Source organism: Tateyamaria sp. GN1-10, assembly GCF_055693845.1.
In genome coordinates, this window is sequence record NZ_JBVFUR010000004.1 from 2,777,220 (window position 1) to 2,797,233 (window position 20,014).

Here is a 20,014-nt window from a genome sequence, read left to right on the forward strand (position 1 = left end):
GCCTATTCATTGGATGCGCGGGGTGTATCACGCGCAACCCAAGCGTCAAGCATGACTACCTGATCAGGCGAGCGTGTTCCTGCAGGGCAAATCGATCTGTCATGCCCGAGATATAGTCGGAAACACTGCGGGCCAGCGCCACCTCATCCCGTGCATCGACATTGCGGCGCCATTCAGAAGGCAGCAGGTCAGGCTTGGACAGGAACAGCGGGAACAGATCGTTGATAATGCACGTCACTTCTTCGCGCTTCACCATGACCGAAGGTGCGCGGTACATGTTGGTGAACAGGAACGTTCGGATCTGTTGCAGATCTGCCCAAAGCGTATCTGAAAAGCGGACAACGGGGCGGCCAAAGTGGCGGATATCCTCGACCGACTGCGCACCGCTTTCAGCGAGCAAAGTCCGAGACGTATCGACCACATCCGTCACCATGGCGGCAAAGACACGGCGCAGCCCTTCATGGCGCCGCCGCATCGGATCAAGATCGGCGTGCATCGCATCAACCTCGGCAAAGGCTGCGCCGATCATGGGCAGGTGACAGATGTCAGCCTCGTCAAAAAGACCCGCACGCAGACCGTCATGCAGGTCATGGTTGTTGTACGCGATATCATCAGACAGCGCCGCAACCTGTGCTTCCGCACTCGCATGGGTGCCAAGTTCAAGGTCGTGTTCGGAATCGTACTCAGCCAGCGCATAGGGCAGATCACCCATGACCGGACCATTATGTTTTGCAATACCTTCAAGGGCTTCCCAGGTGAGGTTCAACCCATCGAAATCGGCATAGTGGCATTCTAACCGGGTCACGATCTTGATGGCTTGGGCGTTGTGATCGAACCCGCCATAGGGCTTCATAAGCGCCTGCAATGCATCTTCGCCCGTGTGCCCGAACGGGGGATGGCCCAGATCGTGCGCGAGCGCCACGGCCTCGGTCAGGCAATCGTTCAGACCCAGCGCACCGGCAATGGTACGCGCCACCTGCGCCACCTCGATCGAATGCGTCAGGCGTGTCCGATAGTAATCGCCCTCATGCTCAACAAAGACCTGCGTCTTGTGTTTGAGCCGTCGAAAGGCCGAGGCATGGATAATCCTGTCCCGGTCCCGCTGAAAGGGCGAGCGGAATGACATCTCTTCCTCCGGCCAGCGCCGTCCCCGGGCGCGGTCAGGATCAGAAGCATATGCGGCTGGCATTTCCGGTGATCCTTGTCGGCTGTGTCAACTGCGCATATATTGCACGCGCAGCACGATGAAAACCGTCCGGAGCACATGCAATGCAATTGCCACCCAAAGTCACCGAACGCGCCTTCGAACGCCTGGCCGAGATCGGTGCCGCCGATCAGGGACAAGCCCTGCGCGTGGCCGTTGAAGGGGGCGGTTGCTCCGGCTTTCAATACGAGATTGCGCTGGACGACCCCAAGGATGACGACCTTGTTCTGGAAGGTGCAGGCCAGAAGGTTGTCGTGGACACCATCAGCCTGCCATTTCTCGCCAACGCGGTCATCGATTTTTCCGAAGAGCTGATCGGCGCCCGTTTTGTCATCGAGAATCCCAATGCCAGCAGTTCCTGCGGATGCGGCACGTCCTTCTCCATGTAGTATTCAGGCGCGCGCAAACAGTTCGAAAAACGGTTCGAACTGCTTGGTAGATGCAATGGTCGTCTCCAGATCCAATCCTGCATCGTCATCCAGCAGATCAAAGATATAGTCGCACATTTGCCCCCAATCGCGGCAGCGCATCTCGGATGCGCCAAGCAGTGCAGCGGATACCGCTCGCAATGCGCTTGGCCGTGCGACACTTTGCTGAAAAACCGCCCGCCCTTGGGGCAACGGGCATCTTGTACCATCCAATCCAAGAACCTGCATCGCCCAGGATGCGACCAGATATTCATGGTACGCGTCCGAGGCTGTCCCGCATGGGTCTTCGACAACCCTGAAACCGGACATGGACCTGCGCACGGCTTTTATCCAGATGGGATCAGGCGCTTGTCCAGCCTGTCGCAGTGCCACACAGACCTCGGCCAGCAAATCGATATTTTGATCCAGATGGGCCAGAATCCCCACATATTCGAGGCTCTGCAACGTCGCGGCATCCAAGCACGGGTCGCGACGCCCGTATTCGGACAGGTAAAAAACGATATGCGTCAGCTCGTACGCGGCTTTCTTGTTGGGCAGCGCAAATGTCTCTGGTCGGGCGACAAACCCGCGCAAGCGGTCATCCAGCCCCGGATCAGCGGCTGTGCAGTCGACACCGCGACGGGCCAGCAAACGCCGTGCTTCGGCCCGTTGCAGATCACTGAGTTCGGCATCCGGCAAACCTTGGTGCGCAACCCACTGGCACAGCTCCTCCATCTGTGTGCCGGGCAACCCGAGGTCTTCGAGATCCAGACCGATGGACAGAAGGAAGCGATAGTATTGTGGAAAGAACTGCAGTCGCTCGGAAAGTGTCTTGTAAAAGTCCTGGTGAGGCAGCAGCGCCTCAGCACCCACTTCCGTGCCTGTACACTCCAGAATGCCAAGAAGCTCTGCATTCTCTTTCAGCCAAAACACATCATCCGGGTGTCGACGGTGCGTTGCAAAAAGTTCGATCAATCCGCCCGCGCGTTCGGTCAGGCGTTGTCGGCGCGGCGGGACGTGAAGCTCAATGACATTTGACATATTTGTCGTACCCCTTTGTCTGTTGTCTTTTTGTCCCGCCGCCCGAGGTCAGGACCCTGAAGAGAACAGATTTGTCTGTTCACCCTGCATGACCGCGCCTGTCTGAGCAGGCGCACTGCTGGTCGAAAAGAGTTCGACGCCGTCGCCAGCCGCAGTTTCACGGGCAATCGGTGCGCTGCTTGTTGAAAACATCTCGACCCCGTCACCTGTGACGACATCCCGTACGGTTGGTGCACTGCTGGTCGAGAACATATGAACCCCCTCGCCCATCAGTGTGTCCCGCGCCGTCGGCGCGCTGCTGGTCGAGAACATTTCAACCCCTTCACCAGAATGCAGGCCACTGATCAAAGTGGTGTCCAGAGCGAATTGTGTTTTGCGTTGAGCTGTCATAGCAGCTTCCCCTTTTCATCTTTTGGTTGTGGTGACCTAAGCGTTGCTCGTTAAAGAAGATTTTCAAAAGGAAATTTCTTGCTAGAAGCGAGTGGACCAAGGGTTATCCACATAAGGAAAATCATAGAAGCGTTTGCACGCTCCCGGCTTCAACCCAGAACATTTTTGGAACAAATTTTCTTATCCACAGCCCTGTTTTTGCTGCGGTTTTCCTGTATTGCGCTCAGCAATTCCCAAAGAATACCCCGAATCGATTAGTTAAGAAATAGTTAATTTAGGGGATCTGCACCCGCTATCATCGGGTCTTGCCCAGAGCGATAGGATGCGCGACACCGGAAGAGCAGCGCAAACGGGGGCAAACATGAAAATCGCAACCTTCAACATAAACGGCATCAAGGCCCGTATCGAAGCTCTCCCCCGATGGCTGGATGCAGCGAACCCGGATGTTGTGCTGTTGCAAGAGATCAAATCGGTCGACGAAAACTTCCCACGTGAGCTGTTCGAGGATCGCGGATATAACGTCGAAACACACGGTCAAAAGTCGTTTAATGGCGTGGCCATCCTGTCGAAACTGCCGCTAGAGGACGTGACACGTGGTCTGCCCGGTGACGCAGACGACGAACAGGCCAGATATATTGAGGCGACCGTCGTGGGCGACACTCAGGCCGTGCGTCTTTGTGGGCTGTACCTGCCCAATGGCAATCCGGTGCCTGGACCAAAATATGACTATAAACTGGCCTGGATGGAACGGCTGCGGCAGCGCGCGATTGCCCTGATGGTCGAGGAAACGCCCTTCCTCATGGCGGGGGACTACAACATCATTCCACAGGCCGAAGATGCCAAACGACCGGAGGCATGGCGCGAGGATGCGCTTTTTCGTCTTGAAAGCCGCACGGCCTTCCGGCGTTTGCTGAACCTCGGGCTGACCGAAGCGTTCCGTGCGCGCAGCTTTGGCCCCGGGCATTATTCATTCTGGGACTACCAAGCCGGCGCGTGGAACAAAGATGACGGTATCCGCATTGACCACTTCCTGCTCAGCCCGAACTGCGCCGATCTGATGATAGACTGTCAGATCGACAAGGCGGTGCGGGGCGAAGAAAAGCCATCGGATCACGTCCCGGTATGGGTTAACCTGGCGGCCTGACATCGCGCCGCCAACAGCGCCCTACATCAGCAATGCGCCCTTGGATTCCTCGGTGAAGACACGAATGTAGTCGCCTGGCGACGACGCCGCCCAGTACACCCACAGTCAGGTGGGCAGGTTCTCGTCAATCCAGACGTAGTCGCCCTGCTCTAACCCGCGCAACTCGGTGCTGAGATAGGTTACGCCCGTGTCAGCCAGAAAGTCGGTCGCCGCCATCGTGTCCTGAAAAGCCGCAACCCCAAGGATGGGCGCGTCAAAGTCAACATAGCCAGTGTGAATGCCAGACAGGCTGTCAAAGAACACATAGTGACTTGCCACAACTGTCCCTGCCGGAATCAGACCCTTTTCATTGCCGATATCCACCCGAATGGGTTCGACCAGCGTGATGTTCTGATCTTCGTCAAAACCGTATAGATTATCATCGTCGAACGTGTCTTCGCCGACGGCAAATGGGGTCTCTGTGTCCAGCAATACGAACCGTCCGTCTCCGCTTTGCTGGATGATTTTTCCTTGCAATATCTGGGCCGTCACCGGCTGGGTCACGAGAAGAGCAATAAGACAGGCAATAAACTGGCGCATCCATGAAACATGCCCCAATTCATACGTAGGCGCATGGGGCTTAAGTTCACGAGCACGTGAAGGCGCAAGACCATCGCTGCTCTGTTATGCCTCCAGTTCGGCATCCCAATACAGAAAGTCCATCCAGCTGTCATGCAGGTGGTTTGGTGGAAACTTGCGGCCCATGTTGCGCAGCTCTTCCGCTCCGGGCTGTCGCGGTGGCTTGCGCAGGGCCATGCCCGTACGGTGCAGCGCCTTGGAGCCCTTGCGCAGGTTGCACGGGCTGCACGCCGCAACCACATTCTGCCAGCTGGTTACACCGCCTGATGCGCGCGGGACCACGTGATCAAAGGTCAGATCCCCTTTGGCCCCACAGTACTGGCAGCGAAATTCGTCCCTCAGAAATAAATTAAAGCGCGTGAAGGCCACGCGCTTTTGAGGTTTCACATAGTCTTTCAGGACAACAACCGATGGTATTCGTATCTCGGTACTCGGTGACCGGACAATCTCGTCATACTCTGCCACGATGTCCACCCGATCCAGCCACGCTGCCTTGATCGCGTCCTGCCAGGGCCACAGCGACAGCGGGTAATAGCTGAGCGGCCTATAGTCGGCATTCAGCACCAAAGCGGGGTGCTGTTTCAACGCAGATGGGTTGCGTGTAAATTCCGTTCTGAAATCGCCGTCCATGCGTGACTCCGTCCTCGCCCTGTCTGCCCGTTCTGGCACCAGAGCGGGGATCCCGCCCCAGCTTTATGTGGAGACTATATCTTGTGGAAAGCGGGTTGCAAGTACCATGCGCACCACGAGATGTCGCTGCGGCAATAGAACGGTTTGGTAACGACGATATGACGTTTTTGTGCATCTCAAGCGGCGCGGCGCAGCTACTGTCCGGCAGCATCCAGCGGAGTGGACCAGCCTTCTGCACGGCATCCCTCCATACCGCCCAACGGATCGCTTGTTGCATCCTCACCGCCTTCGGCATCCAAAAAATAAATGATGTCCCGCACACCAACAGCAACGCACAGGGCCGGATAGCGTCGCAACCCATGGGCATAAGCCAGAACAATGCGCACCGTGTGAATGCGCCCGTCCCGATCATCGACCAAACGCAGCACACTCCATTCCAGTGCCGTTTCCGCATCCCCGGGCTGATCCGCAATCATCCGGCGCAGGGAGTCGTAGAAAATGTGATCCCTGTCCGGCACAAACGCATCGCGCCGTTCAATCACCCAGATATAGGCATCCACGTCGAGCATGGAGAGCGGTACCGCCTCCGGATCAAAGGCCCCTACCCCGTCATCCAAGGCATACAAATCACGTTTCAGAGTCGGCAGCGCATCACCATCCACGAGAACCGTCAACGGAGTTGCAGAAACGTCAGCGTCATTGGAGGACTGAGCAGTCGCGGACACGTACGACACTGCCATGGCACAGGCCAAGGCGCTTCCCAGAGTAAAGCGGATCAAAGCCCCAACTTGTCCCGCATAAAGGCCAATGCAACGCTCAACCCATCCGGCGCGATCCCATGCGCTGTGCCCTTCATGACGTGGGCATAGACATCCTTCCACCCCGCTCCCTGCAGGGCCTCGGCAGCCTGCGGCAAGGATTGCGGTGGCACCACGTCGTCCTGATCGCCATGGATCAGCAGGACAGGCGGGCGGCTGAACACCTCATCAGCCAGCAGTTCGGGGTTCAGCAACCGCCCCGAAAAGGCGGCGATCCCTGCGACCGGATCTTCGCGACGCGGTGCCACGTGCAGTGACATCATCGTGCCTTGGGAAAAGCCAAACAGCACCACCTGTTCGGGCAGCACGTCCTCGTCCACCATCAACGCATCGAGGAAGGCGTTCAAATCCTCGGCAGCGGCATTCAAACCGCGCTCGGCTTCTTCTTCGGATGACCCGTCGATCCACGGGATCGGGAACCACTGATAGCCACCGGGATAGCCCGGAATGGCCTCGGGCGCATCAGGAGCCACGAACAGCGTGTCCGGCAAATGCTCACCCAAGGGTTCCGCCAATCCCAGCAGGTCGGCCCCATTGGCACCGTAGCCATGCAGAAACACAACGATTGACCGCAATTCACCTGATTGCGGCTCAACCCGCCCCGCCTGCAACACCCGTGTCATGTGATCCCCTCTCGGCCCTTTGCGACCCGGTAGTAGGTGAAGAACAGCCGGGCAGCAACCGCCCGCCAAGGCGACCAATCCTCGGCCATCTGGCGCAGCACTTTTTCCTTGGGACGGTCGGGCAAATCAAAGATCAGGCGCGCGGCCTCCTGCAAGGCAAGATCACCCGGGGCAAAGACATCCGCCCGGCCAAGCGCGAACATGGCATAGATCTCGGCCGTCCAGACGCCGATGCCCTTCACCGCGGTCAGCGTGGCAATGACGTCGGCATCGGGTGCGTTGCGCAATGCGTCATAGTCAATCCCGGCCTCGGCCAGCGCCAAGGCATAGGCAATCTTCTGACGGCTCAGGCCTGCAGCGCGCAGACCGTCCTCTCCTGCCGCAATCACAGGCGCAGGCGCTACCAACCCGGCCTCTTGCATCCGCGCCCAGATTGCATTGGCCGATGCGGTACTTACCTGTTGGCCGATGATGGCATTGAGCAGTGCGGCAAATCCATCTGGCCGGCGCCTGAGCGGCAGAGGACCCGCCAACTCCAACGCATCCGCCAGCGCCGGATGTCGCGAAGCCAACCACGCAGCACCTTCGGTCACGTCTTCATTGCTGTCGATGATACGCCCGATCACAGATTATCCATCCAAGCCAGCAGCGCGTCCGTGTCGCTCACAAGCGGCGCGTTGCCTGTGTCAGGTTGCGCAATCAGGATCACCGGCAGTCCCAGCGTCCGGGCGGCCTCAATCTTGGGAAACCCGCTGCTCCCACCAGTGTTCCGCGCCAACAGCACATCAATTTCCAATTCTTTGAACAAAGCCACTTCTCCGCCCACGTCGAACGGACCGTTCCCAAACACGTAAGCGCAACCATCCGGCGCAGGATCGTCATGGCGGTGTAATTGTCGCAGGAAGACAGGCCCATCGTGATGCACCAACGTCTCTGCACTGTCGCGGCCAGACGCTGCAAAAACCCGCGCGCCTAACGGCAATGTCGCTACGGCCTGCGCCAGATCATCAACCTCTTGCCAGCGATCTTCAATGCCGGGCGTCCAGGCCGCCCGCCCCACTCGAACTCTCGGCAAAGCAGGCGAAAACCGCGAGATCATGGCAGGCAAAATCTCGTCAAACGGATGCGTCGCATCGACAACCACATCGGCACTCCGAACGCCAGCACGCAGGGTCGCAGCGCGTGGCAGATCCGCCACCACGGGCGCGCGCGACCAATAGACCTGCACGTCATGCCCCGCAGCCTGCAAGGCACGCACCGCAGGTTCGGTCATGGCCGACCCGCCCAGAACAAGGACCCGTGTCATGGCGCCACCCTAGCCCCTGTCGCCGGTGCGCAACCACCTGTGCTTAATCGCGCACTTGCCGCAGGTCGCGGCCAGGGATAGCCAGCACATATGACCTACGTTGATGACACCCGCGCCAAGCGCAACGTGGCCGTTCTGGTCGCGGCGCAGGCCTTCCTTGGCAGCCAGATCACCATGATGTTCGTGGTGGCTGGTCTGGCCGGACAACAGCTCACACCCTACGCCTGTTTGGCGACGCTGCCCATCTCGCTCATCGTGTTCGGGTCGATGACAACAGCGCCGTGGCTGTCGAACGTCATGCAGCGCTTTGGACGCAAGACGGGGTTCATCGTAGGCGCGCTTGGCGGGCTGGCCGGTGCCGCCATCGGGGTCTGGGCGCTGAGTATCGGCAGCTTCTGGCTGTTTCTCGCGGGCAGCTTCATGACCGGCATCTATATGTCAGCACAGGGTTTCTACCGCTTTGCAGCCGCCGATACGGCTTCTGACGCCTTCCGCCCCAAGGCGATTTCTTACGTCATGGCAGGTGGCCTGCTGTCGGCCATCATCGGACCGCAGGTCGTTGGTTATGTGACCGCAGACACAGCCGATGCCACGGTCACGCGCTACATTCCGATCTATTGGGTTGCCATGGGCTTCAACGTGATGGGCATGGCACTGTTCATGCTGCTTGATATTCCCAAGCCAGCCCCGCCGTCAGCGACAGAAGGCGCGGGACGCACGCGCAAGGAATTGCTTCGGGATCCGCGCATCGTGGTCGCCGTGATCTGTGCCGCCGTATCCTATGCGCTGATGAACCTCGTGATGACCTCCACACCGCTCGCCGTGGTCGGCTGCGGGTTTACTGAACCAGACGCGGCAAACGTGGTCACAGTGCACGTTTTGGCCATGTTTGCCCCGTCCTTTTTCACCGGCCACCTGATCTCACGCTTCGGGGCCGAGCGGATCATGGGTCTTGGCCTTGGCATCCTTGGCGTGGCTGGCGTTGTCGCACTTCAGGGCGTCGACCTCGCCAATTTCTACTGGGCCCTGTTCTTCTTGGGACTGGGCTGGAACTTTGGGTTCATCGGGGCCACCTCCATGTTGGCCGGGGCCCACTCGGCGCAGGAACGGGGGCGTATGCAGGGCATGAACGACCTGATCGTTTTCGGCGGCGTCACCTTGGCATCGCTGGCATCCGGCGGCTTGATGAACTGCGCAGGCGGGGACCCGGTCGAAGGCTGGGCGGCGGTGAACATCGCCATGGTGCCCTTCCTCGTTCTGGCCGGAGGGTCGTTGATCTGGCTTGTAATGCGGAAACGCGCAATCGCCGTGTAAGGCGCATCTTGATGCGCCACCCCGCAGGCTACAGCATAACGCGCCCCGTCACAGCGCTGAAACTCAGTTGCCAAGGACCCACGGTGGGCACACGCCCCTCAACCACCATGGCCGGGTCGCGCGCGATCTGATCCAACACGGACCGGACGCCAATCGCAGGCCAGAGCGCTGCCCGCGCCGATGTGGGCAATCGTGGAACCGTAAGGCGCATCCTGATGCGCCCAGCCAAGGCCGCAACACCGTCCTGAGTGCCATCAAGCAAGGGAATGCGGCCCGCGTCTTCCAGCTTGGGAACAGCCCGCAAAAATGCAACAAGCCCGGCCGCCAAGGCAACGGACCGCACCGAACTTTCCTGATCTGCAGGCGCCCCAAGACATTCTGCAGCGGTCCACATCAGGTGGCCCGCGGTCTGGTCGATATAGCGGTCAAAGTGCGCCTTATCCTCGAAGGCGTCGCGGTAAACATCCCAACGCCGCGCCGCCACGCTTTCGTCCAACCGCCGCGCCATGTCCGTCGTCAGCACCCCGGCCAAGGGCGTTGTGACCTCATGCTTGCGCACCATCTGTCCGTCCGCGATCTCCTCCAGCGCATCCCGCCACCATTGCAGACGCATCTCCGCAATCATCGCCTCTTGCGTCACCCAAGGCGCACGCGACACCTCCACATTCAGGGCATAGAGCGGGAACAAGATCGCGCGCGCCGACACCGGCGCTGCCATGACAGTCCGAAACCGATCAGGATCCCCTGCTCAACAATCCGCGCACAGGGAATGACCATCTCTGGCAGGCTCATTCCGGTGCCACGATCAGCAGGGCATAGGCGATCTCGTCCCGCGCAGCATGCCACAGGTCAATCTCGCGCTGGCATTCGGCCATGGCTTCCGCGATCACCGGATCGGTATTGGTCGCCTGCAAATGGTCAATCCGTGCCTGCATCGGATTATAGTATGCGAGCCAAGGCGCACCGACGATCATGCGATGATCCAACACGCGGTAACCGGCGGCAGAAACACGCGCCTCTATCCCGGCAAGATCGCTGATCTGCGGATATTCTTCCCAGAACGCAGCGGCATCGGCTGACAAAGGCCTCAAAGCAACCGGTTCTGAAAAAGCGACATGCCCCCCAGGTTTCAACGCATCACGCCACAGGGTCAGTCCTTCGGTCACGCCCAGAAAATACAGCGCCCCGGCACACCAGATCAGGTCATAGGTCCCACCCGGCTCGGCCATGCTGCCAAGCTCAACGCGCACACGGTCCCCGAACGGCGCAAGACGCGCTTGTGCATGGGCCACAAACGGCTCTGTCGTATCAACCGCCCTGATCCGCGCCTCGGGCAAAGCCTGCGCCAAGGTGACAGTGTCCCCCCTGTCGCGCAGCCTGCGTCAAACACGTCAACCGCGCCGGAAATGCCAATTCGGTCCAAGGCCCAATGCACGTCCTCCGGCGCACCCGGCCCTTCGCGTGGCAGGTCCTTGTGGACTTCCAGAAAAGCCGACCATTGTTCAGGGGTCATGTCGCACCGTCCCGTACCAGCTTCCACCGGATCGCATCCAGCAGCGCCTCGAACGACGCATCCACTATGTTCGCTGACACACCCACGGTCGACCATCGCCGCCCCTGCCCGTCCTCACTGTCGATGATGACCCGGGTCACGGCCTCGGTCCCGCCTTGCGTGATCCGCACCTTGAAATCGACCAGACGTATATCCTCGACATTCTTCTGATACCGGCCCAAATCCTTCGCCAGCGCCTTGGCAAGCGCATTCACGGGGCCTCGGTCAGTCCCAAGCTCATCCATGGATTCCGACACGGATAACATCTTCTTCCCATCAACCTTCACAACGACGACCGCCTCGGACAGGGATACCATCTTGTCCCGCTTGTTCTTGCGGCGCTCAATGGTCACGCGGTAGCGCTTCACCTCGAAAAATTCCGGCAACAGGCCCAACTCATCCCGCGCCAGCAGCTCGAACGACGCCTGCGCGGTGTCATAGGAATATCCGGCATCCTCGCGCGCCTTGATCCGATCCAGAATGCGCGGCAAGGCCGGGTCTTTCGCAGGCACATCCAGCCCCATCTCGGCCAAGCGCTTGCGCAGGTTCGACTGCCCCGCCTGGTTCGACATCGGAATGATGCGCGCATTGCCCACTGTATCCGGGACCACATGCTCATAGGTAGTCGGGTCCTTTAGGATCGCCGGCGCGTGCAAACCTGCCTTGTGCGCAAAGGCAGACGCCCCGACAAAGGCCGCCTGCTTCTGCGGCACCCGGTTCAGGATATCATCCAGCATCCGGCTTGTCCGTGTCAGCCCCGCCAAAGCATCCATCGAAACACCCGTCTCGAACCGGCTGGCATAGGGCTCTTTCAACAGCAGGATCGGGATGATCGAGGTCAGGTTCGCATTCCCACACCGCTCCCCCAGCCCATTGAGCGTGCCTTGGATCTGCCGCGCGCCCGCATTGACAGCAGCCAGCGACCCGGCCACCGCGTTTTCGGTGTCATTGTGGGTGTGAATGCCCAGACGGTTTCCATCGATGCCCGAGGCAATCACCGCCTTGGTGATGGCATGGATGTCATGCGGCAGCGTCCCGCCATTGGTGTCACATAGCGCAATCCAACGCGCACCTGCGTCATAGGCGGCGTGGATCGCCTCAAGCGCATAGTCCGGGTTGCTCTTGTAGCCATCAAAGAAGTGCTCTGCGTCAAAGATTGCCTCGCGCCCGTTAGCGACCAAATGGGCAAAGGTCTGGGCGATGTTGCCCGTATTCTCGGCCAGCGAGATGCCAAGGGCCTTTTCCACATGGAAATCATGGGTCTTGCCGACCAGACAGACGGCTTGCGTACCCGCGTTCATGACGGCAGCGAGGACATCATCATTCTCGGCACTGATCCCCGCACGCTTGGTCATGCCAAAGGCGGTGAAGGTTGCACGGGTCTTGGGCGCATCCTCGAAAAACGCGCTGTCGGTGGGGTTGGCTCCAGGCCAGCCGCCCTCGATGTAGTCAATGCCAAGAGTGTCCAAGGCTTGCGCGATCTGGTGCTTTTCAGGGGTGGAGAATTGGACCCCCTGCGTTTGCTGACCATCGCGCAAGGTTGTGTCGAAAAGGTATAGGCGCTCCTTGGTCACGGCGCGTCCCCGCTCTTCTCTGTTGCAGCCGTGGCGCCTGCGTCACGGCCAGCCCCCGAGCGCCCACCCAGGCGGGGGCTACACCCCCACCCGCGGCCGGGGACTGTCCTGTGTTCGGAGTAGATCATTCCAGCCCCTCCAGTTTTGAGGGATCGAAGCCCGCAGCAGGAACTAGCTCGACGCCAGCCTTTGACATGCGAACTTCCACACCGGCACTAGTAAGGCTGGCCTTCATGGCATCAACGGCGGAAAAGTCTTTCGTTTCCATCGCCTCCTTGCGAGCAGCCAACAACCTCGCCGTCCAGATATGCAATTCATCGGTGTGCGGTTCGCCAGCCCAAACTTCTTGCCACCATTTGCTTTCCAGTGGCCCCGGAATGCCCAATAGCTTCATTCCTCCGAGCAATGCGGTCAGGTTTCCCTCGCGATAGTATTTATGCAGCACCGCAATAGCGCCCGGTGTGTTCAAATCATCTTTCAATGCTTCAATCACTTCGACGGGCAAGTCCTGGGAGCCGATACGATCTAACGAATGGTACCATCTGTGCAGCGTGTCTTCCGCCTCAGCTCGCTTCTTCTCCGTCCAATCCATCGGCTTGCGGTAATGCGTCGACAGCATCACAAACCGGATCACCTCGCCCGGCACGCCCTGATCCAGCAAATCCCGCACAGTAAAGAAGTTGCCAGCAGACTTGGCCATCTTCTTACCCTCGACCTGCAACATCTCGTTGTGCAGCCACACTTTGGCAAACCCGTGACCCGCGCATTTCGACTGCGCGATCTCGTTCTCATGGTGGGGAAACTGCAAGTCATTGCCTCCGCCGTGAATGTCGAACGTATCACCCAGCAGATCATAGGCCATGGCGGAGCATTCGATGTGCCACCCCGGTCGTCCCCGCCCCCACGGACTGTCCCAACCGGGCAAGTCATCATCCGACGGCTTCCAAAGCACAAAGTCCATCGGGTCTTCCTTGTAGGGCGCGACCTCGACCCGCGCACCTGCAATCATGTCATCAACGGATCGACCCGACAGCGCGCCATACTCATCGTATTCACGCACCCGAAACAGCACATGACCGTCCTTGGCATAGGCAAAGCCTTTGCCTATCAGATCTTCGATCATGGCAACCATTTGCGCGATGTATTGGGTGGCCCGTGGCTCTTTCGTCGGGCGCAATGCTCCGAGCGCATCCATATCCGCGTGATACCATTCGATGGTCTCGTCCGACCGCTCGGCAACCAGTTCTTCCAACGTGCCCGATGCACCCGCCTCTTTCCGCGCAAGTGCAGTTGCGTTGATCTTGTCATCCACATCCGTGAAGTTCCGCACGTAAGTCACTGCACCTTCGCCATAAACATGGCGCAGCAGTCGGAACAAAACGTCAAACACCAGCACCGGCCGTGCATTGCCCAGATGCGCGCGGTCATAGACCGTGGGTCCGCAGACATACATGCGCACATTCTCAGGATCGAGGGGGTCGAACACCTCTTTCCGGCGGGTCGCAGTGTTGTAAAGCTGGATCGTCATGGCAGGGTCTCGCAAGGCATGAGTTCAGGCGCAGGGTTGGCGCGGGCCTAGCAATTCTGATCTGTCATGGAAACAAAGAACCGGCCCGCTGAAGAAATCAGCAGATAATGCAGCAAATGATGCAGATGGTCCGGGTCATAAATTGTCAGTAGCGCGCACGCCCGACATCGGTCAACCCTTGTTTCGGACTGCGGGCCCCGCCACACTCGCGAAATGACACTCGATGACGCAAACCGCATTTGCACCGCACTCCCCGGCGCGTGGTATCACTCCAGCGCCGACGGCGGGCTTGAGGCGTGGAAAGTCGGCGACAAGATGTTTGCCTGCTACGGCCACGCGCTCGACGGCATCTCGGTCAAAACCGCAGACCCCAACAGCGCCCAATTCCTGATCGAGATCGGGGCCGCCGAAAAGGCCAAGTACTTCCATCGCTCATGGGTCCGCATCCCTTTTGATCACCCAGGCGTGGACGCGCTAAAGGACCGCATCCACACCTCCTACGGCATCATCCGCAAAAGCCTTCCCAAGAAGGCTCAAGCCGAACTCGCCGCATGGCAGGACGACACCTGATCCTCCTTCATCTTGCCAAGTAAACTTCGGGAGTCTGGGGGCTGGCCCCCAGTCCATGTGTTGACATCCCCCGCCCCCTCTGCCCCCTTGGCGCCACTACCGCCAAGGAGCCAAACATGAACCTGTCCCAACGCATGCAAACCCTCACCGGCGGCGGTTCAGACGGTTGGGACGTGTTCATCAAGGCACGCAAAATGATCGCCGAAGGCACATCGGTGACAGAGCTGACCATCGGCGAACACGACATCCGCACGGCAACTCCGATCCTGCAGGATATGCACAAAAGCGCGCTTGGCGGGCATACCGGTTACGCCATGGTTCCCGGCACGGACACACTGCGCGACATGGTAGCAAAACGGACTAGCGAACGGACAGGCGTCCCCACAACCCGCGACAACGTACTGATCACACCGGGTGGGCAGTCGGCCCTCTTTGCCGCCCACGCAGCGGCCTGCGACCCAGGCGACACGGCGCTCTACCTCGACCCGTACTATGCGACCTATCCCGGCACGATCCGCGGGGTCTCCGCCATCCCACACGCGATCCAGACCCGGGCCCAAGACGCCTTCCAGCCCCGCGCTTCAGACATCGCCGCACACGCCCAAACTGCCAAAAGCCTGCTGATCAACTCGCCCAACAACCCAACGGGCACGATCTATTCCCGCGACACGCTTATCGGCATCGCCAAGGTCTGCATGGACAACGACCTTTGGCTGATCTCGGACGAAGTCTATGACACGCAGGTCTGGGAGGGCGAACATATCTCACCCCGGTCTCTGCCCGACATGGCAGAACGCACACTCGTTGTCGGGTCCATGTCAAAAAGCCACGCCATGACGGGGTCGCGCTGCGGCTGGGTGATCGGACCGGAAGAGGTGATTGCGCACCTGATCACGTTTGCGACACACACAACCTATGGCGTGCCCGGGTTCATCCAGGACGCCTCGGTCTTCGCACTGGATCAGGGCCCGGACTTCGAAGCCGAGATTGCCGCACCGTTCAAACGCCGTCGCGCCATCGCACAACGGGTATTGTCAGGCCAGAACATTATTGGCCTTATCCCGGCACAAGGGGCCATGTATCTGATGCTAGACATCCGCGCGACGGGGATGACCGGAGACGACTTCGCGAACGCCCTTCTGGACGAACACCACGTAGCTGTCATGCCCGGCGAAAGCTTTGGAGAAGCCGCCGCCGGTCACATTCGGGTCGCCATGACAATTGACGACGCCGACTTTGAACAGGCACTGCGCACGCTTACGGCATTTGCCGAAGCGCGCGCAGCCTGAGATCAGAACCGGATCGAACCGCGTACGGTCAGCGTCGTGGCATCCGCATCGACGCCCGAGCCGTCGATGTCGTCAAAGCTGTGCTCCAAAAGCTCGGCCCCGACGGTGTAACGATCATTGATCTGGTAGGCGACACCGATACCATAGAACTCGCCGGTCTCTGAACCGATCGACGTATCTACATCAGCAACACCGGCCGTGAAGTACCCCAGAGTGCGACCGAAATCGTAGCCGGCCTGCAACTTCAATCGGGCGACACTGTCAACATCCGCAGCCCCGTTCAGATCAATGTCGGTAAAGTCATAGTCAAGCTCACCGCCAAGAACGAACGTGCCGAAGTCATATCGGTACCCGACATGCGCACCGTAAAGAATGTCGTCACCATCCGCATCGCCAGATCCATCGACATCGCCATAACCCAACTGCAAACCGGCATAACCACCCGTCCAGTCGCCGCCAAACGTCTGTACCGGCGCGGGAGGCGGGGGTACAGGCGCCACAGGTTCAGGTGCTGGGGGCTCAAGGCTGCCAGCCAGAGCCGGGCTTGCCAGGGCCGTTGCCAACCCAATCGCAAAAATGCGCGTCTTCATAAGTCTGCTCCTTTTTTCGTGGCACAGCGCGGTCACGCGCCGCCCCGTACACAACTGTGCATGACGCGGCACAGTTCCAGTCCTCACGGCTCACAGTGCAGTGACTGCGCATCAGACCGCCCAAATCCACGCAAAGTTACAGCGATAAGCCGCGTGCAAGGTGTCGCAAACAGACAAGACAGGCGACGTTTCGCACGTCAGCGTGACGAAGAGTGACATGTTGAAACAAAGGTGACAGAGGGAGTCGCACGCCGTGCAGGGCACCTTTAGCAAGATTTCACTGGTGGCACGTACCATCGGGGCCGAACGCGGCCGGGCCGCGCGTGGGCGACCCGTATCGTCGTGATCTGACCTCACTCGATACCTCGCCACTTACCCACGGACCATGCAAATGAACGACCAATCCCCCTCTCGCTCTGGCGGCCGGGCCGCGCGCCGCGCCGCGCGCGCCACCGCCCTCCCCGACCATCTGCGCCCTGTGCGCCCCGGCCTTGAAGGCGGGCGCTACAATCCACTGACCGACGCAGAGGTTCAGCGCATCCACACGGCTGCACTGGACGCTCTCGAAACCATCGGCCTCGCAGATGCCCCACCGTCCGGCGTGGAGTACCTGACCAATGCAGGCGCGATCCTGGGCGAAGACGGGCGCATCCGTTTCCCGCGCGCACTTGTCGAAGACACCATTGCGAAGGCCAACAGATCCATCACCCTGTGCAGCCGCGACGGCAAGCACGACCTCGACCTCAGCGGCTCCCGCGTCCACTACGGCACGGCGGGTGCAGCTGTGCATATGGTCGATATTGACGGACGGAACTACCGCGACAGCACAGTGCAGGACCTGCACGACGCGGCGCGTATATGCGATGTGCTCGACAACATTCACTTCTGTCAGCGGCCGATGATTTGCCGTGACATCCCCGACACGGTCGAGATGGAGTACAACTCGGTCTACGCTTGCGTATCGGGCACAACCAAACACATCGGGACCAGCTTTTCCGAACCGCATTGCGTGGCTCCAGCGGTCGAGATGCTGCACATGATTGCAGGCGGGGAGGACGCCTGGCGCGCCCGGCCCTTTGTCTCCAATACAAACTGCTTTGTCGTGCCACCGATGAAATTCGCCTCTGAAAGCTGCCAGGTGATGGAGGCGTGCATAAAAGCCGGGATGCCAGCCCTGCTTTTGTCGGCGGGCATGAGCGGAGCGACCGCCCCCTCGACCATTGCAGGCGCCATTGTGCAAGCCGTGGCCGAGTGCCTCGCGGGCCTCGTCTATGTCAACGCCGTCAAACCGGGCGCACCTGCCATCTTCGGCACATGGCCCTTCGGCCTTGATCTGCGCACCGGGGCAATGTCGATCGGCTCAGGCGAGCAAGCCTTGTTGACAGCAGGCTGCGCACAGATGCACAGGTTCTACGATCTGCCCGGCGGCGCTGCTGCCGGTGCGTCGGACAGCAAGCTGCCGGACATGCAGGCGGGATGGGAACAGATGTGTTCCAATGTCATGGCGGGGCTGTCGGGGCTGAACATGGTCTACGAGGCCGCAGGCATGCATGCATCGCTTCTGGGGTTCTGCCACGAAAGCCTGATCCTGGGCGACGACATCATCGGTCAGGCCCTGCGCTGCACACGCGGGATCGAAGTGACGGATGAAACGCTGGCCCTGGACCAGATGGCGCAGGTGTGCATGGAAGGCCCAGGTCACTACCTTGGGACCGAACAGACGCTGTCGCGCATGCAATCAGATTGCGTCTACCCGACATTCGGAGACCGTACCTCACCCAAGGAATGGGCCGAACTGGGCAAGCCGGACCTCTTGGAGAAAGCGGCGGCGCGCAAGGCGGAAATTCTCGCCAGCCGCCCAGCGGCCGCACTCGAACCCATGCTCGATGCAGATATCCGCGACACATTCAAAATCCACCTGCCAAACGCCTGAACCAGAATAAGGAGGGACCACCCGGTCAGAACGGTCCCTCTTCCCTGTTTCAAAAAATCCTCCCCGAAGGGCCCGTCGGCCAAGCAGCCAATGCGTGGCAGGCCGAGGGCTCAGGCCTCCACATACCCAGCAAATGGCGTCGCGCAGCGTCCTTTGGATCACCGCGCGTTGCGTTAACCGCCCAACATCCGCCCGTTGGGGGTGTACAGGGGTGTACGGATGCTGCACGGGGGGTGACACCCTGTCACCGGCCTTCATCTTCATGAAAACAGGGTGAATCCACGGGCGAGATCCGCCCCTGCCACACCTCAAACAAAAATGAGGCCCGGCCCCTGGGGGAGACCGGACCTCACACCCCCACCCTTCACCACGCGGACAATGACACGCGGTAAAAGTCGGGTGTTCGGGTTAGCCGTCCGTGGGTGGCATAAGGCCGGCTTCTTGGGCTGCGGCGACTTCATCTGCATCCAGCGCGCCATCGGCGTTCAGGTCCATCGCGGTGAAAACATCGGATGTTACGTCGGGAAAGCTTGCTTGCACTTCGTCGATGGTCAGCACGCCATCCCCATTCGTATCAAGATCCGCTGCGCCCTGGGCCACTGCAAAGGCCGGGATAGTGAGCGCTGCTACGAAAGTCAGAGAAGCAATCTTGGTCATTGGTGAACTCCTATCGAGTTTGGTTGTTTGAGGGGCCTGTTTCCGGCGCCCTTGATGTACATGAGCACAAATTTCAGGACTGCACCCCCCTCCCGATCCCCACCCCTGCAACCGCGCAAGCGCCTGCCGATCCGGGCAATTGGCATGCGCGGCGTGCTGCCCAAAAAGGGGGCGCAGCGGGGATCGGCGAAAACCCCCGGGCTATTCAAGCGGTATGAGAAAGCCCAGCTTCGCAGCCATGACTCACCCCATCAGTCCCCGCGGCCTCGTACCACTTATCCCCCTGTTGACGCGGCGCGCGCTCAAGCTGGCGGGCAACCGCGCCGAGGCCGAAGACCTCGTACAGGACACGTTGCTCGCCCTGTGCCAACGGCTGCGCGACGGCGATCCCATCGACGACTTGTCCGCCTACGCAATGCACACACTGTCAAACCGTGCGCGGCGCGGGTTGAGACTGCAGACCACGGACAAGCTGAAGGATGATCACGCGCTGACAGAACCAGATGCCCTGCTGCGACTGGATTGTGCAGACACCCTTGCCGCGATCACAAAGCTGCCCAAACCACAGCGTCAGTTGATGGAACTCGTCGTTGCCGGAGAAACCTCGCCCCGCGCACTTGCAAACACCACGGACCTGCCTCTTGGCACGGTTATGTCGCGTCTCGCACGCGCCCGCGCAAAACTGCGGCTTGTCCTGGCCGAGTAAGAACAGAAGCGGTCGCCCCTCCACAGGGGCGGTGGGTGGGCGAATTTGCGCAGCAAAGAGAGCACCAACCGCATCAAAAGAAAAAAGGGGGACCAAAAGGCCCCCCTGTGAGTTTCGCCG

22 protein-coding genes are annotated in these 20,014 nt (G+C 60.0%); 7 read left to right on the forward strand and 15 right to left on the reverse strand.

What is annotated here, in order from left to right; all coding sequences use genetic code 11:
- Positions 1-55 precede the first annotated feature (55 nt).
- A complete protein-coding gene (locus ACZ1HN_RS15685) occupies positions 56-1,189 on the reverse strand; it encodes a deoxyguanosinetriphosphate triphosphohydrolase (RefSeq protein ID WP_472728167.1) in 1,134 nt (377 codons plus the stop codon).
- An 80-nt stretch (positions 1,190-1,269) separates the two neighbouring features.
- Here ACZ1HN_RS15685 and ACZ1HN_RS15690 point away from each other — a divergent pair, with 80 nt between their 5' ends.
- A complete protein-coding gene (locus tag ACZ1HN_RS15690) occupies positions 1,270-1,593 on the forward strand; it encodes a HesB/IscA family protein (protein ID WP_472728168.1) in 324 nt (107 codons plus the stop codon).
- A 3-nt stretch (positions 1,594-1,596) separates the two neighbouring features.
- Here the strand turns inward: ACZ1HN_RS15690 and ACZ1HN_RS15695 are convergent, their stop codons facing one another.
- Together ACZ1HN_RS15695 and ACZ1HN_RS15700 are read right to left on the reverse strand one after the other, a co-directional pair.
- A complete protein-coding gene (locus tag ACZ1HN_RS15695) occupies positions 1,597-2,652 on the reverse strand; it encodes a DUF6902 family protein (RefSeq protein WP_472728169.1) in 1,056 nt (351 codons plus the stop codon).
- A gap of 48 nt (positions 2,653-2,700) precedes the next feature.
- Positions 2,701-3,042, reverse strand: a complete 342-nt coding sequence (locus tag ACZ1HN_RS15700; protein ID WP_472728170.1) for a hypothetical protein — start codon at positions 3,040-3,042, stop codon at positions 2,701-2,703.
- A gap of 361 nt (positions 3,043-3,403) precedes the next feature.
- Here ACZ1HN_RS15700 and xth point away from each other — a divergent pair, with 361 nt between their 5' ends.
- A complete protein-coding gene (xth, locus tag ACZ1HN_RS15705; protein ID WP_472728171.1) occupies positions 3,404-4,186 on the forward strand; it encodes an exodeoxyribonuclease III in 783 nt (260 codons plus the stop codon).
- A 105-nt stretch (positions 4,187-4,291) separates the two neighbouring features.
- On the opposite strand, the gene ACZ1HN_RS15710 is transcribed toward xth, so the two are convergent.
- From ACZ1HN_RS15710 to ACZ1HN_RS15735, 6 genes are all read right to left on the reverse strand, one after another.
- A complete protein-coding gene (locus ACZ1HN_RS15710) occupies positions 4,292-4,765 on the reverse strand; it encodes a hypothetical protein (RefSeq protein WP_472728172.1) in 474 nt (157 codons plus the stop codon).
- Between the two features lie 84 nt (positions 4,766-4,849).
- Positions 4,850-5,434 carry an HNH endonuclease gene (locus tag ACZ1HN_RS15715; protein WP_472728173.1) on the reverse strand — a complete coding sequence of 195 codons (585 nt, stop codon included), beginning with the start codon at positions 5,432-5,434 and terminating at the stop codon, positions 4,850-4,852.
- Between the two features lie 194 nt (positions 5,435-5,628).
- Positions 5,629-6,174: a hypothetical protein gene (locus ACZ1HN_RS15720; RefSeq protein ID WP_472728174.1), complete on the reverse strand. Its 546-nt coding sequence runs from the start codon at positions 6,172-6,174 to the stop codon at positions 5,629-5,631.
- Between the two features lie 35 nt (positions 6,175-6,209).
- Positions 6,210-6,875 (reverse strand): alpha/beta hydrolase, encoded by a 666-nt coding sequence (locus ACZ1HN_RS15725; protein ID WP_472728175.1) that lies wholly within the window; start codon positions 6,873-6,875, stop codon positions 6,210-6,212.
- Positions 6,872-7,501, reverse strand: a complete 630-nt coding sequence (locus ACZ1HN_RS15730) for a DNA-3-methyladenine glycosylase family protein (RefSeq protein ID WP_472728176.1) — start codon at positions 7,499-7,501, stop codon at positions 6,872-6,874. Before ACZ1HN_RS15730 ends, ACZ1HN_RS15725 begins: the two co-directional genes overlap by 4 nt.
- Positions 7,498-8,181, reverse strand: a complete 684-nt coding sequence (locus ACZ1HN_RS15735; protein WP_472728177.1) for a precorrin-6A/cobalt-precorrin-6A reductase — start codon at positions 8,179-8,181, stop codon at positions 7,498-7,500. Before ACZ1HN_RS15735 ends, ACZ1HN_RS15730 begins: the two co-directional genes overlap by 4 nt.
- 90 nt (positions 8,182-8,271) lie before the next feature.
- On the opposite strand from ACZ1HN_RS15735, the gene ACZ1HN_RS15740 reads away from it, so the two are divergent.
- Entirely contained in the window at positions 8,272-9,495 is a 1,224-nt protein-coding gene (locus ACZ1HN_RS15740; RefSeq protein ID WP_299200034.1) for an MFS transporter, read from the forward strand.
- Between the two features lie 28 nt (positions 9,496-9,523).
- Here ACZ1HN_RS15740 and ACZ1HN_RS15745 read toward each other — a convergent pair whose 3' ends face one another.
- The 4 genes from ACZ1HN_RS15745 to cysS form a co-directional block, all read right to left on the reverse strand.
- Positions 9,524-10,213 carry a squalene/phytoene synthase family protein gene (locus ACZ1HN_RS15745; RefSeq protein ID WP_472728178.1) on the reverse strand — a complete coding sequence of 230 codons (690 nt, stop codon included), beginning with the start codon at positions 10,211-10,213 and terminating at the stop codon, positions 9,524-9,526.
- 70 nt (positions 10,214-10,283) lie between these two features.
- Entirely contained in the window at positions 10,284-10,844 is a 561-nt protein-coding gene (locus ACZ1HN_RS15750) for a class I SAM-dependent methyltransferase (RefSeq protein WP_472728179.1), read from the reverse strand.
- Positions 10,845-11,004: 160 nt separating this feature from the next.
- Positions 11,005-12,621, reverse strand: a complete 1,617-nt coding sequence (cimA, locus tag ACZ1HN_RS15755) for a citramalate synthase (RefSeq protein ID WP_472728180.1) — start codon at positions 12,619-12,621, stop codon at positions 11,005-11,007.
- 124 nt (positions 12,622-12,745) lie between these two features.
- Positions 12,746-14,149 carry a cysteine--tRNA ligase gene (gene cysS / locus ACZ1HN_RS15760; RefSeq protein ID WP_472728181.1) on the reverse strand — a complete coding sequence of 468 codons (1,404 nt, stop codon included), beginning with the start codon at positions 14,147-14,149 and terminating at the stop codon, positions 12,746-12,748.
- A 213-nt stretch (positions 14,150-14,362) separates the two neighbouring features.
- On the opposite strand from cysS, the gene ACZ1HN_RS15765 reads away from it, so the two are divergent.
- Positions 14,363-14,719 (forward strand): MmcQ/YjbR family DNA-binding protein, encoded by a 357-nt coding sequence (locus ACZ1HN_RS15765; protein ID WP_472728182.1) that lies wholly within the window; start codon positions 14,363-14,365, stop codon positions 14,717-14,719.
- Positions 14,720-14,835: 116 nt separating this feature from the next.
- The gene (locus ACZ1HN_RS15770) at positions 14,836-16,008 is read left to right on the forward strand and encodes a pyridoxal phosphate-dependent aminotransferase (RefSeq protein ID WP_472728183.1); all 1,173 of its coding nucleotides are present in this window, start codon (positions 14,836-14,838) and stop codon (positions 16,006-16,008) included.
- 2 nt (positions 16,009-16,010) lie between these two features.
- Here ACZ1HN_RS15770 and ACZ1HN_RS15775 read toward each other — a convergent pair whose 3' ends face one another.
- The gene (locus ACZ1HN_RS15775) at positions 16,011-16,598 is read right to left on the reverse strand and encodes an outer membrane protein (protein WP_472728184.1); all 588 of its coding nucleotides are present in this window, start codon (positions 16,596-16,598) and stop codon (positions 16,011-16,013) included.
- A gap of 391 nt (positions 16,599-16,989) precedes the next feature.
- Between ACZ1HN_RS15775 and ACZ1HN_RS15780 the strand changes: the two genes are divergently transcribed.
- Complete coding sequence (locus ACZ1HN_RS15780) at positions 16,990-18,531, forward strand: trimethylamine methyltransferase family protein (protein WP_472728185.1); 1,542 nt, start codon at positions 16,990-16,992, stop codon at positions 18,529-18,531.
- A gap of 408 nt (positions 18,532-18,939) precedes the next feature.
- Here the strand turns inward: ACZ1HN_RS15780 and ACZ1HN_RS15785 are convergent, their stop codons facing one another.
- Positions 18,940-19,188 carry a penta-EF hand family protein gene (locus ACZ1HN_RS15785; protein ID WP_299200149.1) on the reverse strand — a complete coding sequence of 83 codons (249 nt, stop codon included), beginning with the start codon at positions 19,186-19,188 and terminating at the stop codon, positions 18,940-18,942.
- 238 nt (positions 19,189-19,426) lie between these two features.
- On the opposite strand from ACZ1HN_RS15785, the gene ACZ1HN_RS15790 reads away from it, so the two are divergent.
- Positions 19,427-19,894, forward strand: a complete 468-nt coding sequence (locus ACZ1HN_RS15790) for an RNA polymerase sigma factor (protein ID WP_472728186.1) — start codon at positions 19,427-19,429, stop codon at positions 19,892-19,894.
- Positions 19,895-20,014 lie beyond the last annotated feature (120 nt).